A 24,270-nucleotide genomic window follows, 5' to 3' on the forward strand; every position below is an offset into this window, starting at 1 on the left:
GTAGGTGATGCCGCGTATCATAGGGCGGCTCGGGCAGGTTGAAAGACGTGGACGGCAAATTGGCGCAAGACGAACAGGACGAGGCTGAGAAGGGCGGGAAACCGCTGCGCCGCCGATCCCGTCGGCGGACAGCCGGGCTGTGGGCCTTGCGCGGGGTGTTCCTGCTGGTGTTTCTGGCCGTCCTGTCCGGGGTCATGGTGTTTGGCCATCGGATCCACGCGCCGGAATGGCTGCGCGACCGGGTCGAAACGCGTCTGGAAAACGCTTTGGGCGGCCTGCAGATCCGGTTCGGCGATGTCAGCTTTATCATCAATCAGGAATGGCGCCCGCGTCTGCGGCTCAGCGATGTTTCGATCAGCGACGCTGAGGGGCGCCAAATCGCTCAGGTCTCAAGCATGCAGGCCAGCCTGGCGATGCGCCCGCTGCTGCGCGGCCATGTCCGGCCCAAGCGGATCACCCTCAACGGCGCGCAGATCGCATTGACCCGAGCCGAGGACGGATCGCTCTCGCTGACCGTCGGTTCCGGCAGCGCGCCCGTGCAGAATGCGCCAACCTTGGCCGAATTGATTGAACAGTCCGATCAGGTTTTCCTGTCACCGGTTCTGTCGTCCCTGACCTCGGTCGAGCTTGACGCCATTACGCTGGATTATCGGGATCTGCGCCTTGGGCGGTCCTGGGTTCTGGACGGCGGGCATATTCTGGCGACGCGGAGCGAAGGCGCCCTGCGCTTGGCGACCGGGTTCTCGGTGTTGGCGGGCCGTGACTATGTCAGCATGATCGAAGCGAACTACACCAGCACGCTCGGCTCACCCGAGGCGCAGTTCGGGATTTCGATCACCGATCTTCCGGCGACCGACGTGGCGGCGCAAACCCCGGCACTGGCCTGGTTGCAGGTATTGGACACGCCGATCTCGGGCGCATTGCGCGGCAGTATCAACGGGGCCGGCGCGCTCGGGCCGGTATTTGCAACCTTGAACCTTGGGGCCGGGGCCGTTCAGCCCAACCCCGAGACCCGACCGGTTCCGTTCGACTCGGCCCGCACGTATTTCACCTATGACCCGGCGCAGCAGGTTCTGGATTTCAACGAGGTTTCCGTGGTGTCGGGCTGGGGCAGCGTACAGGGCGAGGGCAAAGCCTATCTGAAGGGTGTAGAGGCCGGCGCGCTGGAAAGCATGGCGGTGCAGTTCCGTCTGAACGGTATCCGGGTGAACCCAGCCGACCTGTTCGTTGATGCGCTAGAGGTCAAGCAGGCCGATCTGGACTTTCAAGTGCGCCTGAACCCCTTCCGGCTGCAGCTGGGGCAGGTCGTGGTCGAGGATGGCGAAGACCTATTGCGCGCTTCGGGCGAGCTTGTGGGCCTGCCGGAGGGGTGGAGCGTGGATCTGAACGCGCGGCTGGGGCACATGGCATCGGACAAGCTGCTGCATTACTGGCCGCCCCGATTGGCTCCGAAGCCGCGCAAATGGGTGACCGAGAACCTGTACGAAGGCAATCTTTCGGACATGGACTTCGTTCTGAGGCTGCGGCCCGGAGATTCCAAGCCCGAACTGTATCTTGATTTCGATTTCGATGATGCGCTGGTTCGGTTTGCCAAGACCTTGCCGCCGATCCAAGGCGGGCGTGGGCAGGCCACGCTGATTGGCCGTCGATTCACGGTGACCGCCCGCAAGGGCGTGGTGATCGCCGATGACGGTGGCGCGGTTGATGCCTCTGGGACGTCGTTCATCATCCCGGATACAGACATCAAAAAGAATACACCGGGCATTGTGCGTGTTCAAGCCAGTGGCAGTGTGACCTCGGCCTTGTCGTTGCTTGACCGGGCGCCGCTGCAATTGCTGACCAAGGCAAACCTTCCGGTTGATCTGGCTTCGGGCAGCGTGCGACTGGGCGGCACTCTGTCTCTGCCCTTGATCAAGGGGTTGAAATTCGAGGACACGCAATTTCACTTTCTGGGAGAATTGATTGATCTGGATACGGAAAAACTGGTTCCGGGCTTCCGCATCAGCGCCGCCAAACTGCGCCTGAGCGGGGATCAGACCCAGGTGGCCATAGACGGAGACGGTCTGTTCGGTGAGGTGCCGATACAGGCGACTTGGCGACAACCGATCGGCGGCAAGACAGCACAACGCAGCACACTCAGTGGGCAGATCGAACTGTCCCCGCGGTTGATGGATGAACTGAAGGCCGGATTGCCGTCCGGTATGCTGACCGGGCAAGGCGTGGCTGAGATCAGTCTTGGAATTGGAGGGGGAGAGCCGACAAAGCTGACCGCGACCTCTGATCTGGTCGGCGTCGGAATGGCAATTCCCGAACTGGGGTGGCAAAAATCCGCAGCCACTGCCGGGACGTTGGCCACCGAGGCGACGCTGGGCGATCAACTGCGAGTGGACAGCCTGCGGATTGATGCCGCCGGATTGCGCGCGGTGGCCTCGATCTCGATCGCAAATGGCGCTTTGGATCGGGTTCAGTTCAGTTCTTTTGAACTGGGCGATTGGTTGGCTGTTCCGGCCGAGTTGATCGGCCGTGGTGCCGCGGCGCCGGATATCCGCGTTTTGGGCGGCGTTCTCAACCTGGGCAAAGCGACGTTCGGCAGCGGCAGCGGCGGCGGCGCGTCATCGGGTCGAGGTCCGAACCTTGACGTGGCGCTGGACCGGCTGCAGGTGACCGAGGAAGTGGCCCTGACCGGTTTGAAGGGCAATTTCGAAACGACCGGAGGGTTGAAGGGTGGATTTTCCGCTCAGGTCAACGGAGGCGCCCCGGTCCAGGGGCAGGTTGTGCCCAGCGGATCGCGCAGTGCGGTCAGCCTGCAATCTGTGGACGCCGGTGCGGTACTGCGGTCTGCCGGTTTGTTGACCCAGGCCAGAGGAGGAAAGCTGCAACTCCGGTTGAATCCGGTGGCTGGCCCGGGCAACTACGATCTGACCCTGAAAATCACGGACACGCGGATCCAGGATGCTCCGGCCATGGCGGCGTTGCTGAACGCCATCAGCCTTGTCGGTCTACTGACCGAGATGGCCGGGCAGGGGATCTACTTCTCTTCAATCGACAGCGAGATGCGGATCACGCCGACCGAGGTCAAGATTCTCAGCGGCAGTGCGGTCGGGCCGTCGATGGGGCTGTCCTTCGACGGGACGGTGGATACCGAACGAAAGTTCCTGAACCTGCGCGGCGCGATCTCTCCGATCTATATGGTGAACGCGATTGGCAGCGTCCTGACCAAGAAGGGCGAGGGCGTATTCGCGTTCAACTATACGCTGGTGGGCCCGATCTCGGCCCCGCAAGTGTCCGTGAACCCGCTGTCCGGTCTGGCGCCACTGTTTCTGCGCAACTTGCTACGAGAACCTGCCCCAACCGTTTCCGACGGCCCCAACGCAACGCCTGTCGCACCGGACGGACCCAGCCCGTCGGTGGGAAGCCGGGGCGAGGACCGCTGACGCAGAGTGTGGCCGAATCTGTTCGGGCGATGTATGGCGCGGCCATGAAGCTGAGTGATTTCGATTTCGACCTGCCGGATGACCTGATTGCCACGCGGCCCGCCAGCCCGCGGTCTTCGGCGCGCCTGCTGGTGGCACAGGGTGACGCGATCTCGGATGATCGGGTGTTCAACCTGCCCGACTGGCTTCGCCCCGGTGATCGGCTGGTGCTGAACGACACGCGCGTCATCCCGGCCCGGCTGAGCGGCCGGCGTCACCGTGACAGCGCCCAGGGTCCGGTCTCGGCCGCGATCGAGGCCACCTTGCTTGAGCCCCGCGCGGACGGCACCTGGGGCGCATTGCTGAAACCGCTCAAGAAGATCCGGGTGGGCGAAGAGATCGTGTTCTCCGTCGACCTCAGCGCGGTTCTGGAAGGGGTCGCTGACGGCCAGGCCCATCTGCGCTTCAATCTGAAGGGCGATGATTTCGACCGGGCGCTCGAGCAGGCCGGAGCAATGCCTTTGCCCCCCTACATCGCGGCCAAACGGTCGGCGGACGAGCGTGACAAGACCGATTACCAGACCGTTTGGGCGCGGCAGGCCGGGGCCGTGGCGGCACCGACCGCCTCTCTGCACTTTGACGAGCCATTGTTGCAAGCCCTTGCGGATCGAGGTGTCGAGTTCACCCATGTTACCCTGCACGTCGGGGCCGGAACGTTCCTGCCGGTCAAGGTCGAGGATGTGACGACCCACAAGATGCACGCCGAATGGGGGCAGGTCAGTCCGCAGGCCGCAGCCGAGATTCAGGCGACCAAAGCCTCCGGTGGACGCGTCATCCCGGTTGGCACCACGGCCTTGCGTCTGATCGAAAGTGCCGCGCGCGATGGATCGATCCAGCCTTGGGAGGGGGAGACCGACATCTTCATCTACCCCGGCTTCCAGTTTCAGGTCACCGACGCGCTGATGACCAATTTCCATCTGCCGAAATCGACGCTTCTGATGCTGGTTTCGGCGCTGATGGGAAGGGACAGGATGTTGAGGGTCTATGATCATGCGATCAAAAGTGGCTATCGCTTCTTTTCCTATGGTGACGCGTCGCTTTTGATCCCTTAGAGGGCGGGATCGCGGGATCGAATCTGGTGAATGTCGTAGACAAGCGCGACCGGGACATCGTTTGATCCTTTAACGAAAGCCATTGTTCAGCGGATTTGGAGTGCAAACATGCTTCAGGTACTTGCCAGCGCGTGGGCGCTTCTACTCGGAATGGGTCTGCTGATGATCGGCAACGGCCTGCAGGGCACCCTGTTGGGTGTCCGGGGCGAGATCGAAGGGTTTTCGACCCTGCAGATGTCATTTGTCATGTCCGCGTATTTCGTCGGCTTTCTGGGCGGATCCCGACTTGCACCCGAGATGATACGGCGGGTCGGGCACGTGCGGGTCTTCGCGGCGCTGGCGTCCTTCATCTCTGCCGTGATGATCAGCTATCCGATGCTGACCGATCCGATCGCGTGGTCGCTGGGCCGTGTGGTGATCGGGTTCTGCTTTTCCGGCGTGTACGTGACCGCCGAAAGCTGGCTGAACAACGCCGCGAGCAACGAAAACCGTGGCCAGGCATTGTCGCTTTACATGATCGTCCAGATGATCGGCATTGTCAGCGCTCAGGCACTGATGCTTGCAGGGGACCCGGCTGGGTACGAAACCTTTGTGATTGCCTCGATCCTGGTTTCCGTTTCCTTTGCTCCGATCCTTTTGTCGATTTCACCGACGCCGGCGTTTGATACGACCAAGCCGATGACGCTCAGGCAGTTGATGGACACGTCGCCCTTGGGCTGTGTCGGCATGTTCCTGTTGGGTGGTATCTTCTCGGCTCAGTTCGGCATGGCCGCGGTTTATGGCGCGCGGGCAGGGCTGACACTGGTCGAGATTTCAACCTTCGTGGCGTCATTCTACATCGGCGCATTGGTTCTGCAGTACCCGTTGGGCTGGTTTTCGGACCGTATGGACCGGCGCCTGTTGATCCTGCTGGTGTCGGTCGTGGGCGGCATCAGTGCGGCGGTGGGCATGGTTTTCGGGGTCGACTTCCCGGTTTTGCTGGCTGCGGCCTTTGTCATCGGTGGAATGTCCAATCCGCTGTATTCCCTGCTGATCGCCTACACCAACGACTACCTCGAACACGAAGATATGGCAGCCGCGTCCGGCGGGCTGATTTTCATCAACGGGCTCGGCGCAATTGCCGGCCCGCTGATCACCGGCTGGTTGATGGGGGATGCCGTGTTCGGGCCGTCCGGCTTCTTCCTGTTCATTGCCGCACTACTGTTTGCCATGGCGGTCTATGCGGTCTACCGGATGACCCAGCGGGCCTCGGTGCCCGTGGACGAAACCGGCACCATGTCGCCGCTGTACCCGACGGCATCGCCGGTCGCACTGGAAGTTGCGCAAGAAGTCGCGATCGAAGCCGCGCAGGACGAAGAGGAAGAACACCAACCTGCCTGACCGCCGGATTTATGTCGTCAATGTTGCAATATGTTACTGTAACAAGTCTGTAAAACCGACTTATATGACGTTACGTCCCTCGGGGGGGAACAGACGGAGTCAAGGGCAATGGTTGGTCCTGAAGAAGTACTGAGTTTCTGGTTGGATGAAGTAGGCCCCGAGGGGTGGTACCGCGAAGATGAAGCGCTGGATGCGCAGATACGGGACCGCTTCCTTGAGACATGGCAAGCCGCGTGCGAGGGTAAGTTCTCTCTGTGGTTGACATATCCCAGCGGATCGCTGGCCTACATCATCCTCATGGACCAGTTTCCGCGCAACATGTTCCGAGGCAGCGGCAAAGCCTTCTCATCCGACAAGGCGGCACTGGCAGCAGCGAAATGTGCCGTCGACAAGGAATGGGATCTGAAGATCGACGAGCCAGCCCGACAGTTCTTCTACCTGCCGATGATGCACTCAGAGAACCTGTGCGATCAGGAGCGCTGTGTGCGCCTGATGTGCCAGCGCATGCCGGAACATGGTGCAAGCAATCTGCTGCATGCCCGCGCCCATCGTGAGGTGATCCGCAAGTTTGGGCGTTTCCCATACCGCAACGCGGCGCTTGCCCGTGAGACGACGGCACCCGAAGCCGCATATGTCAGCGGCGGCGGATACGGCACAACGGTGCGTGAGTTGCAGGCGGCGGGTTAGGCCGCCTTCCCACATCCGCGCAATTCGATCAGCCTGGCCGTTGCGGCATCGACGGCCGTGGTGATTGCGTAATCAATCAGTAGCTGAGGGTTTTCGACCAGTTCGTTGAGGCGAGCCTGCGTGGTTTCCAGCTTGGCCTGGACCTCGTCCAATCGCACCAGCGCCTGCTGAAGCTTCTGCTTCAACTCCGGCTCATCATCTCCCAGGATGCGAATACCGGACAGATCAGCGCGCAGACTTGCAAGATCCTCTCGGACGCCCTGCGCCTGTTCACGCAGCGGCTGAACGATTTGCAGGCTTTCTCTGAAGTTGTCCTGAATATTCTCGACGCTTCGCGCCAGCTTCCAACCAAGGAACAGACACAGAGCCACAAGGATCAGTGTGGCGTTCAAAAGGGCAAGCAACAAATCTTTGACAGTCTTGGCCATGATTGGTTTCCCTAAAATCTGCAGATCCGAAATTCGAACATGGTTGCAGGTCTTTTCTAGCCTTCAAGGGACGCGGGGTATAGGCTGAATACCGCGCGCTCTTGTTTTGATGACCCTGCGTCACATATGTCGCGGGGCAGCATATTGATGCGTTCAAAAAAATAGTTTAACGGTAAACTAGTTTTCAATCGACCTGCGCCGAGAGGTAAACATGGCTGCACAATCCTTTGATCTGATCGTAATCGGTGCGGGCCCCGGCGGCTATGTGGCTGCCATTCGTGCGGCCCAACTGGGCCTCAAGACCGCCGTGGTCGAGCGCGAGCATCTGGGCGGCATCTGCCTGAACTGGGGCTGCATCCCGACCAAGGCCTTGCTGCGGTCGGCCGAAGTGTTCCACCTGATGGAGCGTGCAAAGGACTTCGGTCTGAGTGCCGACAAGATCGGTTACGATCTGGACGCGGTCGTCAAACGCTCGCGCGGGGTTGCCAAGCAACTGACCAGCGGCGTCGGTCATCTGCTGAAGAAGAACAAAGTCACCGTCGTGATGGGCGAGGCGACAATCCCGTCGAAAGGCAAAGTGACGGTCAAGACCGACAAGGGCACCGAGGATCTGACGGCGAAGAACATCATCTTGGCCACCGGTGCCCGTGCGCGCGAGTTGCCGGGCCTGGAAGCAGATGGCGATCTGGTCTGGACCTACAAACATGCGCTGCAACCGGCCCGGATGCCGAAAAAGCTGCTTGTTATCGGGTCCGGAGCGATCGGGATCGAGTTTGCCAGCTTCTACAATACGTTGGGCGCAGACACGACCGTGGTCGAAGTGATGGATCGGGTCTTGCCGGTCGAAGATGCCGAGATCAGCGCGTTCGCCAAGAAATCGTTTGTCAAACAGGGCATGAAGATCATGGAGAAATCCATGGTCAAGCAGCTGGATCGCGGCAAAGGCAAGGTGACGGCTCATATCGAAACCGGCAGCAAGGTCGAAAAGCACGATTTCGATACTGTCATCTCTGCCGTTGGGATCGTCGGAAATGTCGAGAACCTCGGGCTTGAGGCGCTGGGCGTCAAAATTGACCGCACCCATGTGGTGACGGATGCATACTGCCGGACCGGGGTCGATGGCCTCTATGCAATCGGCGACATCGCCGGGGCGCCTTGGCTTGCGCACAAGGCCAGCCACGAAGGCGTGATGGTCGTAGAACTCATCGCTGGCAAACATGCCCATCCCGTGAAACCGGAGAGCATCGCTGGATGTACCTATTGTCATCCCCAGGTCGCGTCGGTTGGCTATACCGAGGCCAAGGCCAAGGAGCTTGGCTTTGATGTCAAGGTGGGCCGCTTCCCGTTCATCGGCAATGGCAAGGCAATTGCATTGGGCGAGCCGGAAGGCATGATAAAAACCGTATTCGACGCGAAAACCGGCGAGTTGCTGGGCGCCCATATGGTTGGTGCGGAAGTGACCGAACTGATTCAGGGCTATGTCGTCGGTCGCCAGTTGGAGACTACCGAAGAAGACCTGATGAATACAGTCTTCCCGCACCCGACCTTGTCGGAAATGATGCATGAATCGGTTTTGGACGCCTACGGGCGCGTGATCCACATGTAAAACGGTCTGTCCGCGGGCTGCGGCTTATGGGGGCGGTGCCCCCGGCCGCGTTGCCCGCGACACCCCCGGGATACTGCCGGCCAGATGAAGTTCGCATCCGCGCTTCACCCGGCTCGGAGTATCCCGGAGCGCAAGGCAGCGCCTTGCGATATTCGCGGCTATCGGCTCAGAGCGTCCAGAATTCGGGCCCACGAGCGGATCCCTTTGTGAAAGCTCTTCACGTCGTATTTTTCATTGGGCGAATGGATTGCGTCATCGTCGTTGGCATAGCCGACCAACATTGAATCCAGACCCAGGACCGTATTGAAATACCCCACCACCGGGATCGATCCTCCCATGCCGGTGAAAACGGCTTCGCGCCCCCATTCGTCGGACAGTGCGGCGCGTGCCGCTTCGAATTCCGGGCGATCCAGGTTCATCACGGATGCGGGGGAGCCTTCGAGATCATTGTCCCAGACGACTTTGGCGTCAGCAGAGAGCCGGTCTTCAACATGCTTCCGGATCTTGTCGCGCAGTTTGTCCGGGTCCATTTCACCGACCAGGCGACAGGTGATCTTGCAATGTGCCTGGCTGGGGATCACCGTTTTCGAACCGGCGCCGTTGTAGCCGCCCCACAATCCGTTGATCTCCAGCGTCGGGCGCGCCCACTGCTGTTCCAGGGTCGAGTACCCTTTCTCACCATGCGGTCGCGTGTAACCCACCGAGTTGAGGTATTCGGCCTCGTCGAAACCACAGTTCTCCCACTGGCGCAGCTGCTCGGCGGAGACTTCGTGGACCCCTTCGTAGAAACCTTCCACAGCGACCCGTCCGGTTTCCTCATCGTAGAACGAGGCAACGATCCGCGAGATTTCCCGCAGCGGGTTCAAGCCGGGGCCGCCGTAATGGCCGGAATGCAGGTCGATGCGCGGACCGATGATGGTGAATTCGTCCTTGAGCATGCCGCGCAGTTGCGATGCGATCGAGGGCACACCGCGTGAGACCATCGAGGTGTCGCAGACCAGCGCCAGATCGGCCTTCAACTCTTCCTTGTTGGCCTCGAGAAATGGGACCAGCGAAGGTGAACCGGATTCCTCTTCGCCTTCGAAGAAAAACGTGATGCGGCAAGGCAGCTTGCCGTTGACCGCCTTCCAGGCGCGGCAGGCTTCGACAAAAGTCATCAACTGGCCCTTGTCATCCGAAGAGCCCCGTCCGCGGATGACCTGACCGTGTTCTGTCTCTTCCAGCGCCGGGTCGAACGGGTCACGGTTCCACAGGTCCAAGGGATCAACGGGCTGCACATCGTAGTGGCCGTAGAACAGCACGTGCGGGGCGTCCGCATCGTCGCCGACATGGCCCACGACCATCGGGTGGCCCGGGGTGGGGTGCTTTTTCGCATCGATCCCGATGCTTTTGAGGTCGTCGACCAACCAGTCGGCTGCCTTGTCCACGTCTTTCTTGAAGGCCGGATCGGTGGAAATCGACGGGATTCGCAGAAACTCCATCAGCCGCTCGATGGAGGCTGAGAGGTCGGAGTCGATTTTGCTCAGAGTGGCGTCAAGCGACATGGGTGTACTCCTGAATGTATGAGATATTGCGGCGGACCCTAACAGCGCTGGCAGCGCCGTCCAGCCCGTAGCGGCGGGAAAACGCGCGTCTGATCGGAAACATTCTGCGCGAAACGGCACGTAACCTGCGTCGTTTCCTCGCGCCTTATGGTCTCAACTTTACTTGTCGCTGCGGGTTCAAGGCGATAATTGATGCAAATCAAAGTTGCGACCCCTGTCTGGGCGTTAGGCAGGAAACCTGAAAATAGGCGCGGATGCGGCCGAAAAATCGGTTATGATACGCATCGGAACACAGCCTTGCCGTGCAATCACCCTGCGGCGGGGTCACGAAGGAGGGTCCTTTGGACTACACTGCTCAGCTCGACTCAGCGATTGCCAGGCTGCACGACGAAGGCCGTTACCGGACCTTCATCGACATCGAACGCCGCAACGGACATTTTCCCCATGCCGTGCGTACGCGTCCCGACGGGTCACAGCAGAACATCACCGTCTGGTGCGGCAACGACTACCTTGGCATGGGGCAGCACCCCGTCGTGCTGGAGGCGATGCACGAGGCGATCGACGCAGCCGGAGCGGGCTCTGGCGGGACGCGCAACATCTCGGGGACGACCGTCTACCACAAGCGGCTCGAGGCCGAGCTGGCCGATCTGCACGGCAAGGAAGCGGCCCTGCTTTTCACCAGCGCCTACATCGCCAATGACGCCACGCTCAGCACGCTGCCCAAGCTGTTTCCCGGGCTGATCATCTATTCCGACGAGCTGAACCACGCGTCGATGATCGAAGGTGTCCGCCGAAATGGCGGGGCCAAGCGGATCTTCCGTCACAATGACGTTGAGCACCTGCGCGAGCTGCTGCAAGCCGACGATCCGGCGGCGCCGAAGCTGATCGCGTTCGAGTCGGTCTACTCGATGGATGGCGATTTCGGTCCGATCGAACAGATCTGTGATCTGGCCGACGCATTCGGCGCGCTGACCTATATCGACGAAGTGCACGCGGTTGGGATGTACGGCCCGCGCGGCGGCGGTGTGACCGAGAGAGACCGCCTGGCGCACCGGATCGACATCATCAATGGCACTTTGGCCAAAGCCTACGGCGTGATGGGTGGGTATATCGCAGCAAGCGCGAAGATGTGCGATGCGGTCCGTTCTTATGCGCCGGGCTTCATCTTCACCACCTCGCTGCCGCCATCGGTTGCGGCCGGTGCTGCGGCCTCGGTGGCGTATCTCAAGACAGCGCCCGAACTGCGTGAGCAGCATCAGACCCAAGCCAAGATCCTCAAGCTGCGACTGAAGGGTCTGGGCTTGCCGCTGATCGATCACGGCAGCCACATCGTTCCGGTGATCGTTGGCAACCCGGTGCACACCAAAAAGCTCAGCGACATGCTGCTGGACGACTACGGGATCTACGTGCAACCGATCAATTTCCCGACCGTTCCGCGGGGGACGGAGCGTCTGCGCTTTACGCCTTCGCCGGTTCATGGACCCAACGAGATGAACCGTCTGGTCCAGGCCATGGACGAACTTTGGTCACATTGTGCGCTAAATCGCGCCGAACTTGCTGGTTAACCTAACGCCGACATGTGCAACTTGTTTGCCGCGTGTTAAGCTTACGCTAACAAAAGTAGCGGACGAATCGTTATGGGGATGATTCGCCGTTAGCGTGAAACACGCGATGGGCAGAATGGGGCAGCAGGAATGATTGGGCGCAGGACACAGCGCAATTCCGAAGAAGACGTGGACGTCAGGCCCAAGGGGTTCGACGACTACGAAGTACGGCTTGGCGACGTGATGCGCGGTGAGCGCGCGACGATGGGCAAGTCTCTTCTCGACGTACAGCGCGAACTGCGGATCAAGGCCAACTACATCGCTGCCATCGAGAATGCCGATCCAGACGCATTCGACACACCCGGCTTCATCGCCGGGTATGTGCGTTCTTACGCCCGTTATCTGGGGATGAACCCTGACGACACTTTTGCTGCGTTCTGCAAGGAAAGCGGGTTCGAAGTGGCCCATGGTATGTCCGCACAGGCATCGGTCGTCAAAAAATTTGTCGGGGACCTTCCGAACCGTGGCCCGATGGGGCGCGATCCGTTCATTTCGCCGAACACGCCCTACATTCCCGGCCGCGAGTCCGTGTTCAGCCAGATCGAGCCGCGCGCCGTAGGCTCGTCGCTTGTCCTCCTCGCGCTGATCGCCGGGATCGGATATGGCGGCTGGTCGGTTCTGAACAAGATCCAGCAGGTTCAGGTCTCGCCCGTCGAACAGGCCCCGGTCGTGCTGTCCGATCTTGACCCGCTGTCGGCCATCCGGACCGAGTCCGGAACGACCGAGGTTGCGGCCGCTGAAATTCCCAGCCCCGAAGCGCTGGACCGTCTCTACCGCCCCCAAGCACTGGATGTACCGGTGATGGTTGCACGGGATGCCCCGATTTCCACACTCGATCCTCGGACCGTAGGCACGTTCCGTCCGCCGGAAGTCCCGGAAATCGCGCTGGCTGAAATTCATACCGTCGAAAGAACTGCCGCGACCCTTCCACAGGTGGTTGAAAAGGTCGACACGTCGCTGAAAATCGTCGCGGTCGAACCGGCCTGGATGCGGGTCACCGCAGCGGATGGCAGCGTGATCTTCGAAGGCACGTTGGGAACCGTCGAAAACGGCAAGAGCTTTGAGGTTCCCTTGACGGAAGAGCCGCCGCAACTGCGGGCCGGTGCGTCGGGCAACGTGTATTTCTCGATGAACGGCGAGCTCTATGGGCCGGCTGGTGCACCGGGAACCGTCGCCAAGGGTGTGGTTCTGTCCAAGGACGCTGTGGCCGAGACTTATGCCGTGGCGGATCTTGAGGCTGAGCAAAACATTGCGCTCAAACAGCTGGTGGCTGAGCTTCAGACACAATCCGCCGAGGCGCCGGCAGAGTGATCTTGCCATTGCGGCGGGCTTGCCCCCGGACTATCTAAAGGCCAGACCCCAGGCTGACGCGGATCCGTTTTCATGTCTCTGAACCATGTGCGCCCTTGGCGCGACATCTATCGCCGCAAATCCCGCCAGATCATGGTTGGCAATGTCCCGGTAGGTGGCGACGCGCCGATTGCCGTTCAGACCATGACCAACACGCTGACGACCGATGTCGCCGCGACCGTGGCGCAGGTACAAGCTGCGGCAGAGGCGGGGGCCGATATCGTGCGCGTTTCGGTCCCGGACGAGGCGTCGTCGAAAGCGTTGAAGGAGATCGTGCGCGAAAGCCCGGTGCCGATCGTGGCGGATATCCATTTCCACTATCGCCGCGGGATCGAGGCCGCCGAGGCCGGTGCCGCCTGCCTGCGCATCAATCCGGGCAATATCGGTGACGAGGCGCGGGTGAAAGAGGTCATCAAGGCCGCACGCGACCACAATTGCTCGATCCGCATCGGCGTGAACGCGGGCAGCCTGGAAAAGCACCTGCTGGAGAAATATGGCGAGCCGTGCCCTGAAGCGATGGTGGAAAGCGGGTTGGAGCATATCCGTATTCTGCAGGATAACGATTTCCACGAATTCAAGATCAGCGTGAAGGCCAGCGACGTGTTCCTGTCGGCCGCGGCCTATCAGGGCATCGCCGAGGCCACCGACGCCCCGATCCATCTGGGCATCACCGAGGCCGGTGGGCTGGTCAGCGGCACGATCAAGTCGGCCATCGGGCTGGGCAACCTGCTGTGGATGGGCATCGGCGACACGATCCGCGTCAGCCTGTCCGCCGATCCGGTCGAAGAGGTGAAGGTCGGGTTCGAGATACTCAAGTCTCTTGGCCTGCGCCATCGGGGCGTGAACATCATCTCGTGCCCGTCCTGCGCGCGGCAGGGGTTCGACGTGATCAAAACCGTCGAGACGCTGGAACATCGGCTGGAGCATATCAAGACGCCGATGAGCCTGTCGATCATCGGCTGCGTCGTCAACGGCCCGGGCGAGGCGTTGATGACCGATGTCGGTTTTACCGGCGGCGGCGCAGGCTCGGGCATGGTGTATCTGGCGGGCAAGGCCAGCCACAAGATGTCGAACGAACAGATGATCGACCACATCGTCGAGCAGGTGGAAAAGAAGGCGGCCGAGCTGGAAGCCGCGGCCGAGGCGGCGGAGTAGTACTTTAACTTCGATCCGGAACTAATTCATCATAAGCCATTTTTAGGCCCATTTTTGCGGTATCAATCGCGATATCGACTGTCTGGACCGGAGTTCGATTCTTTGAAACCAATGCCTTTTGTGACGGCCCTTGCCGTCATCCTTCTTTCTGCGTGCAGCAGCCCCTCTACCGGGTCGGACAAACGCCCCGGTTTCTTCAGTGTTCCAGTTCCGCAGTCTGCACCGGGGACGCAACTTGGGTATATGTCGGTGCATGTGTCCGGTTTCGGAAATGACGGAGTGACAACGCGCGCAGACGTCCGGCTCAGCCCGGGCGGGACCGGCAAACCGCGGGGCCGTTTGACCCCGATCATGAATGTCGACCCGCAGCTGGCGTCTCGGGTCGCGGTATCGTTCAAAACCGGTCAGGATGCCCAGGCGGCCTATGCTTTGGCGAAACAGATCGCAGGGGCGACCTACTGCCCAACCGGCCCAATTTCTGAAAACACCGGTATTCGCAAGTACGACAATCCCCAGGACCTGCAGGCAATTCTGGCTGAAAGCAAACGGCAGGGGCGTGACGTCATTCCATCGGGAATTCGGGGCAAATCCGTACCCGCGACCCAATTTAGAAAACTGGAACTCCGACATGGGTCGTGTCGATGAAATGCGACGCCCCGTATCCAAACGACTAGGGCGTCGTTTCAACGGGGCGGCGATCAAGCCGCCCCAGCTGCTTCAGCCGCGTTCAGCCCGCACACCGTCAGCGATCTGTTTCATCTGATCTGCGGGCAGGAAGCCCCGCAGCATCTCGGTGCCCAGAACAAAGGATGGGGTGCCCGAAATCCGCATGCGCTGCGCCAGTGCCCGCGTCTTGGCAATTTCTTCGGTCACTTCGTCGCTGTCCATCGCCACAAGGATGGCGTCACTGTCCAGTCCCAGCCCGTCCGAGATCCGGCGCAGCGTCACTTCCGAAGGCTCGCCCGTGAATTCCAGCAGGGCGTCATGGACTTGCTTGTACGCGTCATCCCCGGCGACCTGCTTGGTGGCGATGGCAAAGCGCGACGAAAGAACCGACGCATCGCCCAGAATTGGGAACTCCTTGATGATCAGGCGGATGTTGCCATCCTCGGCCAGCAGCGCGTCCACTTCGGGGACCGCGCGGCGACAGTATCCGCAACGGTAATCCATGAACTCGACGAGGGTGATGTCGCCGTCCGGGTTGCCACCGACCCAGCTATAGCCGTCATTGAACAGCTCGTCGGCGTTTTCAGCGATCAATTGCTGGTCGGCCTGTGCTTCGGCCGCAGCGTTGCGTTGCTCAAGGATGTTGATCGCCTCGAGAATGACTTCGGGATTTTCCAGGAGGTATTCCCGCACTTGCGCGCCGAACTCTGCTCTTTCGGAGTCGGTCATCGAGGACAGATCCAGCGCATTGGCCGGACCGGTAATCAGGGAAAGCCCCAGAAGGGCAGGTGCTGCGTGTCTGAGGATCATTTCCGGTTCCTTTTCGATTTCTCAGCTTGTTCTGCGGCAATCAGCACATCCTGTGCCCGTTGCCAACCCGTCGAGCCTTCGGGCAACTGACCGATGGCTCGTCTTGCGTGAATTCCGGCATCCAGCAGGCGCCCCTCAAGAGCGAAACGCTCGGCAGTGACGGCGGATGCCATACCGTTGTTGCCGACCTTTGAATAGGCCATTCCCAGATCCTGCATCAGGCGGCCGTTCCGGTAGTCGCGGGCGCGTGCGCTTTCCAACACCTGCAGGGCCTTTTTGGTCTGTCCGTCAGCAAGCAGGGCGCGCCCGTAGCCAGCCATGATCAATGCGTCGGTCGGAGCCAGCTCGGACGCCCTGGCATAGGCCGTGACCGCCTCCGAGACCCGAAGGTTCTCCAAAAGGATCTGCCCCTTCAGTTCGTGATAGAACGGATCGTCAGGGCGGATGGCCAGCGCACCATCAATGGCTGCCCGCGCAGCCGAAAGGTTGCGGTTCTGATGATGGGCGGCGGCCTCGCGCATCAGGCGAATATCCTGCGCCGTTTCTTCCTTGGCCCGCCGCAGGGTCCAGCCGGGAGAGCGCAGAAACGCGGACAGCTTGCCCTTGACCCGCGCAAACCAGTAGTCGGCATTCGGGTTAGATTTCGCCCGATCCCCGAATTGGTAGAGAAATTCCTCGGCAGCGCGCAGGCGTTCACGGCTGGTCGGGTGCGAGCGCATATAGGGATCCTGATTGATCTCGTTCAGCAATTCTTGGCCTGCGAATTTGCGGTGCAGTTCGACCATGCCAATGGGGGAAATCTCGGCCCAACGCAGGTAGCTGGCGGCGCTGCGATCCGCCGAGGATTCTTCGGCCCGCGTATGGCCCAGAAAACTGCGGATTGCGGCCCCTTGGGTGCCGGCGGCAATGCCCGCGGCGGCCTCTCCGCCGCCCGCAGCGGCGGCAATCAGAGCCAGCGCGGTGCCGAAACCGGCCGCGCGTTGAGCCGCCCGAAGGTTCTCGGCCCGACGGGCGAGGTGCCCGTTGGCGATATGGGCCGCCTCATGCGCGATCACGGCCTGCAGCATCTCGGGGCTGTCGACCGTCAGGATCAGTCCGTGGTTCAGGTAGATCGTGTTGTAGTCGATGACGAATGCGTTGAACGTCCCGTCCTTGACGACCATCACCCGCACGCGGTTGGTGTTCAGGCCGGCGGCGCGCAAGATCGGAAAGGCCAGTTCGCGCAGCCCGTGTTCTATATCGGGGTCGCGGATCAGGCTTTGCGCGTGGCTTTGCGCGGTCGACGCCATCCACAGCGCCACCGCCAGCAGAATTGCCGGGATTGACGCCAGCCGGGATCCGCGTTCAAAAGCCATGGTCGCAACATGGGAGATGGGCATGCGAAACTCAACCCGGTCGGGCGTTGATCCCTTCATCGTGATGGACGTGATGGAGGCCGCGCGCCGCGCTGAAGAGGCCGGGCGCCACATCATCCACATGGAGGTCGGCCAACCCGGAACCGGCGCGCCCCAAGGCGCGCTGGAGGCGCTGGCCGAGGCGATGCGGCAAGGCCCGCTGGGCTATACCGTCGCGCTGGGCCTGCCGGCGCTGCGGCAACGCATCGCACGGATGTACGGCGAATGGTACGACGTCGACCTGAACCCCGAGCGGGTGGTGATCACTCCCGGATCCTCGGGCGGATTCCTGCTGGCCTTCACTGCGCTGTTCGACAGCGGCGACCGGGTGGGGATCGGCGCGCCGGGCTATCCCTCCTATCGGCAGATTCTGCGGGCGCTGGGTCTGGTGCCGGTCGATCTGCCGACCGCGCCGGAAAACCGCCTGCAACCCGTGCCACAGGACTTTGCCGGGCTCGACCTGCAGGGGCTGATGGTGGCCTCGCCCGCGAACCCGACCGGAACCATGCTGGACCACGCCGCCATGGGTGCGCTGATCGAGGCCGCGCGGGGGCAGGGGGCCTCGTTCATCAGCGACGAAATCTATCACGGGTTGGAATACGAGGCCAAGGCGGTCACTGCGCTGGAACTGACCGACGAGTGCTATGTCATCAACTCGTTTTCCAAGTATTTCTCGATGACCGGCTGGCGCGTCGGCTGGATGGTGGTGCCGGAAGATCAGGTGCGCGTTGTCGAGCGCATCGCCCAGAACATGTTCATCTGCGCGCCCCATGCCAGCCAGGTCGCCGCGCTGGCCGCGATGGATTGCGAAGACGAACTGCAGGGCAACCTGGCCGTCTATCGGCGCAACCGCAACCTGATGCTGAAGGGCCTGCCCGAGGCCGGGTTCACCAACATCGCGCCACCCGACGGGGCGTTCTATGTCTATGCCGATGTCTCGGACCTGACCCAGGACAGCCGCGCCTTTGCCGCCGAGATCCTGGACAAAGCCGGCGTCGCCGTGACGCCGGGGCTTGATTTCGACCCGGTGCGCGGCCACACGACCCTGCGCTTTTCCTACGCCCGGTCGACCAAGGACATTGAACAGGGCCTTGAACGGTTGCGCAGCTTCATGGCGGATCGCCGGACGGCGCAGAAGTCGGCCTGAGGCGTTCACAAACCGGCCACGCTGCGATAGGCTCCTGCCAAACGATCTCGGGAAAACTTGAGGCCATGAGCAGGATCTTCTTCGTATGTGCGCTGATTTGGGCGCTGGCCGGAGCCGTTTGGGCGCAGGAATTCAACGCCTTGGCGCGGGTCCTGCCCGAGCAGAGCCGGATCACTGACGGCAAGGGTGCGGGGGTGACGCTTGAGCTGGGGCTCAGTCAGGGCGTCCCGTATCGCGTTTTCACGCTTCAAGACCCTTACCGTATGGTCATCGATTTCCAGGAGGTCGACTGGAGCGGCCTTGATCGGGCCAAGCTGTTGCAGACCCGTCGGATCAGCGGGGTCCAGTTCGGCGCCTATGTGCCCGGATGGTCCCGGATGGTGCTGGATCTGGGGGCGCCCTTGGCCGTCGATACGGCGGCCATGCGCGTGGACCCCGACAGCGGGGCCGCGGTTCTGACTCTGAATCTGAAAGGTACGGATTTCGACAATTTTGCCGCCAGCGCGGGTGCGCCGCGCAATCCGGGCTGGGATTTGCCTGCGCCTGCCGCCACGCCCCCGGTCGTGCCGCGAGATGGCGAAAGACCGCTGCGCGTGATGCTGGACCCGGGGCATGGTGGCATCGACCCCGGCGCGGAATCGGGTGGCGTTAACGAAAAAACCCTGATGCTCACGTTTGCGCGCGAACTGCGGGAACACTTGCTGCGCGCTGGCGGATACGAGGTCGTGATGACCCGGGTGGACGATCACTTCGTGTCGCTCGAACGCCGAATATCTCTGGCCCATCGGGCCAGCGCCGATGTGTTCATTTCGTTGCACGCGGATGCATTGTCCGAGGGGCAGGCTCATGGGGCCACTGTCTATTTCCTCTCCGATGAGGCCTCGGACGTGGCCAGCCAGAAACTGGCCGAGCGGCACGACCGCAGCGACCTGATCGCGGGTATCGACCTGAGCGGCTCGGACGACCAGATCGCTGACGTTTTGCTGGACATGGCACGGCAGGAGACCCAGCCGCGCTCGGAAGCTTTGGCCCATGCGCTGGCGCACGGCATGGGGCAGCAGGGCGGCCCCATGAATCGGCGCCCGATCCGCAGTGCGTCGTTTTCCGTCCTCAAGGCAGCCGACATTCCCTCGGTTCTGGTCGAGATCGGATTCATCTCCAGCCCCAGAGACCTGAAAAACCTTGTAAATCCCGAGTGGCGCATCGGAATGGCGCAGGGAATCCACCAAGGTCTTGAAGCCTGGCGCCAGCAGGATCTGATCCGCCGCGGCTTGATTGGGCAGTGACCCTGCGGCGCAAAGTGGCTAGAATGCGCCCGTGTGTTTTGACCCTTGGGTGCAGCGACACTATATAGGCGTCACCGCGAACAAAAGGCAGCAACGTGATCCGGTTCATTCTTTCGATTTTCGGGGCGGTTTTCAGCCTCGTCACCTTGGGTATTTTCATGGTCGCGCTGGTGATTGGCGCGGTCTTCTGGATGTATGGCCGCGACCTGCCCAGCCACGAGTCGCTGGCCCAGTACAAGCCGCCCACCATCAGCCGTATCTATTCGGGCAAGGGTCAACTGATCGACGAATTCGCGCAGGAGCGCCGTCTGTTCACCCCGTCCGAAGAAATCCCGGACCTAGTGAAGCACGCGTTTATCTCGGCGGAAGACAAGAACTTCTATTCGCATCAGGGGTACGACCCACGCGGGATCATCGCAGCCGGAATCGAGGCGGTCCAATCCAAGGGCGAGACGCTGCGCGGCGCGTCGACCATCACCCAGCAGGTGATGAAGAACTTCCTGCTGTCCGGCGACCGGCGGGTCGAACGCAAGATTCAGGAAATCATCCTCGCGACCAGGTTGGAAAAAACGCTGAACAAGGAACAGATCCTTGAGCTGTATCTCAACGAGATCTTCCTTGGTCAAAACTCCTACGGCGTGACCGCCGCTGCACAGACGTATTTCAACAAGACTTTGCAGGAACTGGCCCCGCATGAAGCCGCGACGCTGGCTGCGATGCCCAAGGCGCCTTCGGACTATCACCCGGTGCGCCAGAAACAGCGTCTGTTGGATCGCCGCAACTACGTGCTGCGCGAGATGTATCAGAACGGATATATCGATCAGGCAACCTATGAGACTGAAGTGGCGCAACCGCTGCGTTCGGTTCAGAACGGTGATTTCGAAAGCTTCCGCACCGCACTGCCACCGCGCGACTATTTCACCGACGAAATCCGCCGCCAGCTGAGCGAGGACTTCGGCGAGGGTGAGTTCTTTACCGGTGGTTTCACCGTCCGGGCCTCGGTTGACGAGGAGATGCAGGTTGAAGCCGCACGCGCCCTGCGCGAGGCGCTTCAGAAATATGACCAGTCGCGCGGCAAGTGGCGCGGCACGGGTGAAACCATCCCCGAGGAAAAACTGGCAGACGAAGCGCAGTGGCGCGAAGCTCTGGCGATCATGGAAATTCCGCGGGACGTGGTGCTGCCCACGCAATGGTACCCCGCGGTGGTGCTGGATGTGGCCGATCAGCAGTTGACGGTAGGGATCGAGAACGGTCCGGCTGACGGCATCATCCCGCGCAGCGACATCAAATGGATGCAGGGTGACTTCAAGGCAAACTTCAAACGCGGCGACGTGATCCTGGTCGTTGCCGGGGAAGAGGGCCAGTGGTCCGCCCGTCAAGTTCCCGAGGTCCAAGGCGGCTTCGTGGCGATGGATGTGAACTCGGGCCGCGTTCTGGCGATGCAGGGCGGGTTCTCGTACCAGGACTCGGTGTTCAACCGGGCAACCCAGGCGCAGCGCCAACCGGGATCGGCCTTCAAGCCTTTCGTCTATGCGGCAGCACTGGACAGTGGCTACAGCCCAGCGACCATCGTCGTAGACGCCCCGATCGAGGTGAACACACCGCAGGGCTTGTGGACCCCGAAGAACTCGACCAACAAATTCTACGGGCCGACGCCCCTGCGCACCGGGATCGAGCAGTCGCGAAACCTGATGACCATCCGACTGGCGCAAGAGGTTTCGATGCCGGTGGTTGCGGGATACGCGGAGCGGTTCGGTGTGTATGACAACATGGGTCCCTACCTGGCCAATGCGCTGGGGGCCGAGGAGACGACGCTCTACAAGATGGTGGCGGCCTATGCGATGTTCGCCAACGGCGGCGAGCGGGTCGAACCGACTCTGGTCGACCGGATCCAGGACCGGTTCGGCAAAACGATCTATCGGCATGATGACCGGCAGTGCCTGGATTGCAACTCCAGCTGGCTGGAGCCCGACGCCTCACCCACGATCGTGACCGACCGAGAGCAGGTGATGGATGCAATCACGGCTTATCAGCTGACGTCGATGATGAAGGGCGTGGTTGATCGCGGCACCGCGTCTCGTGTGGTCAATCTGCCGGTTCCGACGGCTGGCAAGACCGGTACGACCAACGAATCCAAGGACGCCTGGTTCATCGGCTTCACCTCGAACATCGTTGCCGGGTGCTACATCGGGTATGATCGCCCGCGCCCGATGGGGCGGGGTGCTTACGGCGGCACGCTGTGCGGTCCGGTCTTCCAGAGCTTTATGGAAAAGGCCGTCGAGAAATACGGCGGCGGTCCGTTCGAAGTGCCGCCGGGTGGGCACTTCATCAAGATCGACCGTTTCAGCGGTGCCCGTCTGCCGGATGACGCATCGGGTGACTATGTGGTGGCCGAGTATTTCCGTGATGGCGTCGACGGGTTCATCGACCGTGTCTATGACGGTGGTTTTGCGATGGGGTCCGATCTGCCGTTGTTCGAAGAAGTGACCAATGGCGGGCGCCAGGTCCAGACCTCGACCGGGCAGACCATCATCGTGGGGCCCAAGGCCAGCCAGGGCGATCTTCAGGGCGGCGGACTTTACTGATCTGCAGCGCTTAGAAACAGGCGCAGCAGATCGGCCTCCGGGTCACTCTCGACCGATCCGCCGGACCGCCAGCATATGGACAGGGCGCATTTGGCCGCCGCCCATCGGGCCAGACGCGTCCGCGAAACATTCATCGCCGCGGCGTATAGATCCAGGCACGCGGAAATCTGCCCGACTTCGCGCACAAGGTCCGGCATGCCTTTTGGGTACCGCAGCGCATTTGCCAGTTCGAACGCCGGATCCCCGACATAACCCTTGGCATCGATCACGCGCGGGCCGGACGCAGTCAAGATGACATTGTCGGGGTGCAGGTCTCCATGCAGGGGGAGATGCACGGGTTGCATCTGCAGCAAATCCTGAGCCAAAGCTATGGCGCGCCGCATATCGGCCTGCAGGGGCCGCGTACATTGATCGGCAAATCCGACGTCGAAAAGCGGTGCAAACACTTGCTCCAAAGGCCTCAACCCGCTCACTTCGACAATCGGATCAGCATGCAGGTTCCGCGCCGTTTCAGCCAGTAGTGTCAGGGCGTCGGCCACGTTGCCCGCCCGTGCATGATCGCCGAGGGTCGGACCCTCGAGCCACTCCATCATGACCGCCCGGCGGTCTTCGGCCAGGATCGCGACGGCGCCCCGGTTGCGCCAGGCGGCCAGCAGGCGGCATCCCGGCGCCTCGTTCCCGCGATCGGCGCGGCGATAGAGCTTGAGCGCGACTTCAGACCCGTCCTCACGTTTGGCCCGCCAGACACGCGCCGCGCCGGTATCCGCCACCAGCCGCGGGTCGGCCAGATACCATTTCTTCAGGAACTGCTCCGGTCCGTGCTGCATTTGCCTTTCGGGTCATCTTGTGGTGGCCTGAACCTCTTGCTATCACGCAGGCCTGATTGAGCAAGTTGGGACCTGACCATGCGCGCCGAAATCCAGAACATCGTGGCCGAGATCCAAAAATCGCTGGAGCTGCTGGCCCAGCGTATGGACTATGAAACCGCGCCGCACCGGCTGGAGGAATTCAACGCCCGCGTCGAGGACCCCAACCTGTGGGACAACCCCGAAAACGCGCAGAAGCTGATGCGCGAACGGCAGGTTCTGGTCGATGCCATCGAAACCTACGAGTCCATCAAGACCGATCTGAACGACAACATCGAACTGATCGAGCTGGGCGAGATGGAGGACGATGAAGAGGTCGTCAAGGATGCCGAAGAGGCCCTGAAGAAGCTGCGCGACAAGGCGGCCGAGAAAGAACTCGAGGCGCTGCTAGACGGCGAGGCCGATGCCAATGACACCTTCCTTGAAATCAACGCGGGCGCCGGGGGGACCGAAAGCTGCGACTGGGCCTCGATGCTGGCGCGGATGTATGTCCGCTGGGCCGAGAAAAAGGGCTACAAGGTCGAGCTGCAGTCGGAAACTCCGGGCGAAGAGGCGGGGATCAAGTCGGCGGCCTACAAGATCTCGGGTCACAACGCATATGGTTGGCTGAAATCCGAAAGCGGCGTGCACCGGCTGGTGCGCATCTCGCCCTATGACTCGGCGGCCAAGCGGCACACGTCGTTCAGCTCGGTCTGGGTCTATCCGGTGGTGGACGACAATATCGAGATCGAAGTGAACCCGGCCGATATCCGCGTCGATACCTACCGGTCCTCGGGGGCGGGCGGTCAGCACGTCAACACCACCGACTCGGCGGTGCGGATCACCCACATCCCGACCGGCATCGTGGTGACCAGTTCGGAAAAATCGCAGCACCAGAACCGCGACATCGCCATGAAGGCGCTGAAATCGCGCCTGTACCAGATGGAGCTGGACCGCCGCAACGCCGAGATCAACGCCGCGCACGAAGCCAAGGGCGATGCCGGCTGGGGCAACCAGATCCGGTCCTATGTTCTGCAGCCCTATCAGATGGTCAAAGACCTGCGCACCAGCTACGAGACGTCGGACACCAAAGGGGTCCTGGACGGTGATCTGGATGCATTCATGGCAGCCACTCTGGCCCTCAAGGTCTCGGGCAAAAGCCGGGCCGAGGCGCAGTCGGACGACTGATGCCGCGCAGTTGAACTGCGTGGAAAAGATATATCCAAAACACCGGGTTTAAATGCACACATGGGGTCGC

18 protein-coding genes are annotated in these 24,270 nt (G+C 61.5%); 13 read left to right on the plus strand and 5 right to left on the minus strand.

What is annotated here, in order from left to right:
* Window positions 1-47 precede the first annotated feature (47 nt).
* From ACR0LD_RS03195 to ACR0LD_RS03210, 4 genes are all read left to right on the plus strand, one after another.
* Window positions 48-3,434: a YhdP family protein gene (locus ACR0LD_RS03195; RefSeq protein ID WP_480635602.1), complete on the plus strand. Its 3,387-nt coding sequence runs from the start codon at window positions 48-50 to the stop codon at window positions 3,432-3,434.
* 44 nt (window positions 3,435-3,478) lie between these two features.
* A complete protein-coding gene (gene queA, locus ACR0LD_RS03200) occupies window positions 3,479-4,525 on the plus strand; it encodes a tRNA preQ1(34) S-adenosylmethionine ribosyltransferase-isomerase QueA (RefSeq protein WP_480636273.1) in 1,047 nt (348 codons plus the stop codon).
* A 108-nt stretch (window positions 4,526-4,633) separates the two neighbouring features.
* A complete protein-coding gene (locus tag ACR0LD_RS03205; protein ID WP_170338636.1) occupies window positions 4,634-5,905 on the plus strand; it encodes an MFS transporter in 1,272 nt (423 codons plus the stop codon).
* Between the two features lie 108 nt (window positions 5,906-6,013).
* Entirely contained in the window at window positions 6,014-6,592 is a 579-nt protein-coding gene (locus tag ACR0LD_RS03210) for a DUF924 family protein (protein ID WP_170338132.1), read from the plus strand.
* On the opposite strand, the gene ACR0LD_RS03215 is transcribed toward ACR0LD_RS03210, so the two are convergent.
* Window positions 6,589-7,020 (minus strand): hypothetical protein, encoded by a 432-nt coding sequence (locus ACR0LD_RS03215; RefSeq protein WP_480635603.1) that lies wholly within the window; start codon window positions 7,018-7,020, stop codon window positions 6,589-6,591. The two genes, ACR0LD_RS03210 and ACR0LD_RS03215, sit on opposite strands and share 4 nt — an antisense overlap.
* A 211-nt stretch (window positions 7,021-7,231) precedes the next feature.
* On the opposite strand from ACR0LD_RS03215, the gene lpdA reads away from it, so the two are divergent.
* Window positions 7,232-8,626, plus strand: a complete 1,395-nt coding sequence (gene lpdA / locus ACR0LD_RS03220; protein WP_480635604.1) for a dihydrolipoyl dehydrogenase — start codon at window positions 7,232-7,234, stop codon at window positions 8,624-8,626.
* A gap of 158 nt (window positions 8,627-8,784) precedes the next feature.
* Here lpdA and ACR0LD_RS03225 read toward each other — a convergent pair whose 3' ends face one another.
* Entirely contained in the window at window positions 8,785-10,170 is a 1,386-nt protein-coding gene (locus tag ACR0LD_RS03225) for a dipeptidase (RefSeq protein WP_170446473.1), read from the minus strand.
* 341 nt (window positions 10,171-10,511) lie between these two features.
* Here ACR0LD_RS03225 and hemA point away from each other — a divergent pair, with 341 nt between their 5' ends.
* The 4 genes from hemA (at window position 10,512) to ACR0LD_RS03245 (ending at window position 14,924) form a co-directional block, all read left to right on the plus strand.
* Window positions 10,512-11,735, plus strand: coding sequence for a 5-aminolevulinate synthase (gene hemA / locus ACR0LD_RS03230; protein ID WP_480635605.1), 1,224 nt, complete (start codon window positions 10,512-10,514; stop codon window positions 11,733-11,735).
* Window positions 11,736-11,864: 129 nt separating this feature from the next.
* Window positions 11,865-13,085, plus strand: a complete 1,221-nt coding sequence (locus tag ACR0LD_RS03235; RefSeq protein WP_480635606.1) for a helix-turn-helix domain-containing protein — start codon at window positions 11,865-11,867, stop codon at window positions 13,083-13,085.
* Between the two features lie 72 nt (window positions 13,086-13,157).
* Window positions 13,158-14,279: a flavodoxin-dependent (E)-4-hydroxy-3-methylbut-2-enyl-diphosphate synthase gene (gene ispG / locus ACR0LD_RS03240; RefSeq protein ID WP_170358814.1), complete on the plus strand. Its 1,122-nt coding sequence runs from the start codon at window positions 13,158-13,160 to the stop codon at window positions 14,277-14,279.
* Between the two features lie 279 nt (window positions 14,280-14,558).
* Window positions 14,559-14,924 (plus strand): hypothetical protein, encoded by a 366-nt coding sequence (locus ACR0LD_RS03245; protein ID WP_480635607.1) that lies wholly within the window; start codon window positions 14,559-14,561, stop codon window positions 14,922-14,924.
* A 72-nt stretch (window positions 14,925-14,996) separates the two neighbouring features.
* On the opposite strand, the gene ACR0LD_RS03250 is transcribed toward ACR0LD_RS03245, so the two are convergent.
* Both ACR0LD_RS03250 and ACR0LD_RS03255 read right to left on the minus strand, forming a co-directional pair.
* A complete protein-coding gene (locus ACR0LD_RS03250) occupies window positions 14,997-15,755 on the minus strand; it encodes a DsbA family protein (RefSeq protein WP_170438938.1) in 759 nt (252 codons plus the stop codon).
* A complete protein-coding gene (locus ACR0LD_RS03255) occupies window positions 15,752-17,134 on the minus strand; it encodes a M48 family metalloprotease (protein ID WP_170438940.1) in 1,383 nt (460 codons plus the stop codon). The genes ACR0LD_RS03250 and ACR0LD_RS03255 overlap by 4 nt, the downstream gene beginning before the upstream one ends.
* Between ACR0LD_RS03255 and ACR0LD_RS03260 the strand changes: the two genes are divergently transcribed.
* The 3 genes from ACR0LD_RS03260 (at window position 17,133) to ACR0LD_RS03270 (ending at window position 22,167) form a co-directional block, all read left to right on the plus strand.
* Entirely contained in the window at window positions 17,133-18,296 is a 1,164-nt protein-coding gene (locus ACR0LD_RS03260; RefSeq protein WP_480635608.1) for a pyridoxal phosphate-dependent aminotransferase, read from the plus strand. The two genes, ACR0LD_RS03255 and ACR0LD_RS03260, sit on opposite strands and share 2 nt — an antisense overlap.
* A 65-nt stretch (window positions 18,297-18,361) precedes the next feature.
* Window positions 18,362-19,582 (plus strand): N-acetylmuramoyl-L-alanine amidase, encoded by a 1,221-nt coding sequence (locus ACR0LD_RS03265; protein ID WP_480635609.1) that lies wholly within the window; start codon window positions 18,362-18,364, stop codon window positions 19,580-19,582.
* 95 nt (window positions 19,583-19,677) lie between these two features.
* Window positions 19,678-22,167 carry a penicillin-binding protein 1A gene (locus ACR0LD_RS03270; protein WP_170338660.1) on the plus strand — a complete coding sequence of 830 codons (2,490 nt, stop codon included), beginning with the start codon at window positions 19,678-19,680 and terminating at the stop codon, window positions 22,165-22,167.
* Here the strand turns inward: ACR0LD_RS03270 and ACR0LD_RS03275 are convergent.
* Window positions 22,161-22,994: an aminoglycoside phosphotransferase family protein gene (locus ACR0LD_RS03275; protein WP_480635610.1), complete on the minus strand. Its 834-nt coding sequence runs from the start codon at window positions 22,992-22,994 to the stop codon at window positions 22,161-22,163. The genes ACR0LD_RS03270 and ACR0LD_RS03275 overlap by 7 nt on opposite strands.
* Window positions 22,995-23,072: 78 nt before the next feature.
* On the opposite strand from ACR0LD_RS03275, the gene prfB reads away from it, so the two are divergent.
* Entirely contained in the window at window positions 23,073-24,200 is a 1,128-nt protein-coding gene (gene prfB, locus ACR0LD_RS03280) for a peptide chain release factor 2 (protein WP_170368612.1), read from the plus strand.
* Window positions 24,201-24,270: the final 70 nt, after the last annotated feature.

It is taken from the genome of Ruegeria sp. BF8 (assembly GCF_056538625.1).

Bases quoted from the DNA above. Each gene is read 5' to 3' on its own strand.
- queA (WP_480636273.1), top strand. From the start codon at position 3,479: ATGAAGCTGAGTGATTTCGATTTCGACCTGCCGGATGACCTGATTGCC.
- ACR0LD_RS03205 (WP_170338636.1), top strand. From the start codon at position 4,634: ATGCTTCAGGTACTTGCCAGCGCGTGGGCGCTTCTACTCGGAATGGGT.
- ACR0LD_RS03210 (WP_170338132.1), top strand. From the start codon at position 6,014: ATGGTTGGTCCTGAAGAAGTACTGAGTTTCTGGTTGGATGAAGTAGGC.
- ACR0LD_RS03215 (WP_480635603.1), bottom strand. From the start codon at position 7,020: ATGGCCAAGACTGTCAAAGATTTGTTGCTTGCCCTTTTGAACGCCACA.
- lpdA (WP_480635604.1), top strand. From the start codon at position 7,232: ATGGCTGCACAATCCTTTGATCTGATCGTAATCGGTGCGGGCCCCGGC.
- ACR0LD_RS03225 (WP_170446473.1), bottom strand. From the start codon at position 10,170: ATGTCGCTTGACGCCACTCTGAGCAAAATCGACTCCGACCTCTCAGCC.
- ACR0LD_RS03235 (WP_480635606.1), top strand. From the start codon at position 11,865: ATGATTGGGCGCAGGACACAGCGCAATTCCGAAGAAGACGTGGACGTC.
- ispG (WP_170358814.1), top strand. From the start codon at position 13,158: ATGTCTCTGAACCATGTGCGCCCTTGGCGCGACATCTATCGCCGCAAA.
- ACR0LD_RS03250 (WP_170438938.1), bottom strand. From the start codon at position 15,755: ATGATCCTCAGACACGCAGCACCTGCCCTTCTGGGGCTTTCCCTGATT.
- ACR0LD_RS03260 (WP_480635608.1), top strand. From the start codon at position 17,133: ATGCGAAACTCAACCCGGTCGGGCGTTGATCCCTTCATCGTGATGGAC.
- ACR0LD_RS03255 (WP_170438940.1), bottom strand. From the start codon at position 17,134: ATGCCCATCTCCCATGTTGCGACCATGGCTTTTGAACGCGGATCCCGG.
- ACR0LD_RS03265 (WP_480635609.1), top strand. From the start codon at position 18,362: ATGAGCAGGATCTTCTTCGTATGTGCGCTGATTTGGGCGCTGGCCGGA.
- ACR0LD_RS03275 (WP_480635610.1), bottom strand. From the start codon at position 22,994: ATGCAGCACGGACCGGAGCAGTTCCTGAAGAAATGGTATCTGGCCGAC.
- prfB (WP_170368612.1), top strand. From the start codon at position 23,073: ATGCGCGCCGAAATCCAGAACATCGTGGCCGAGATCCAAAAATCGCTG.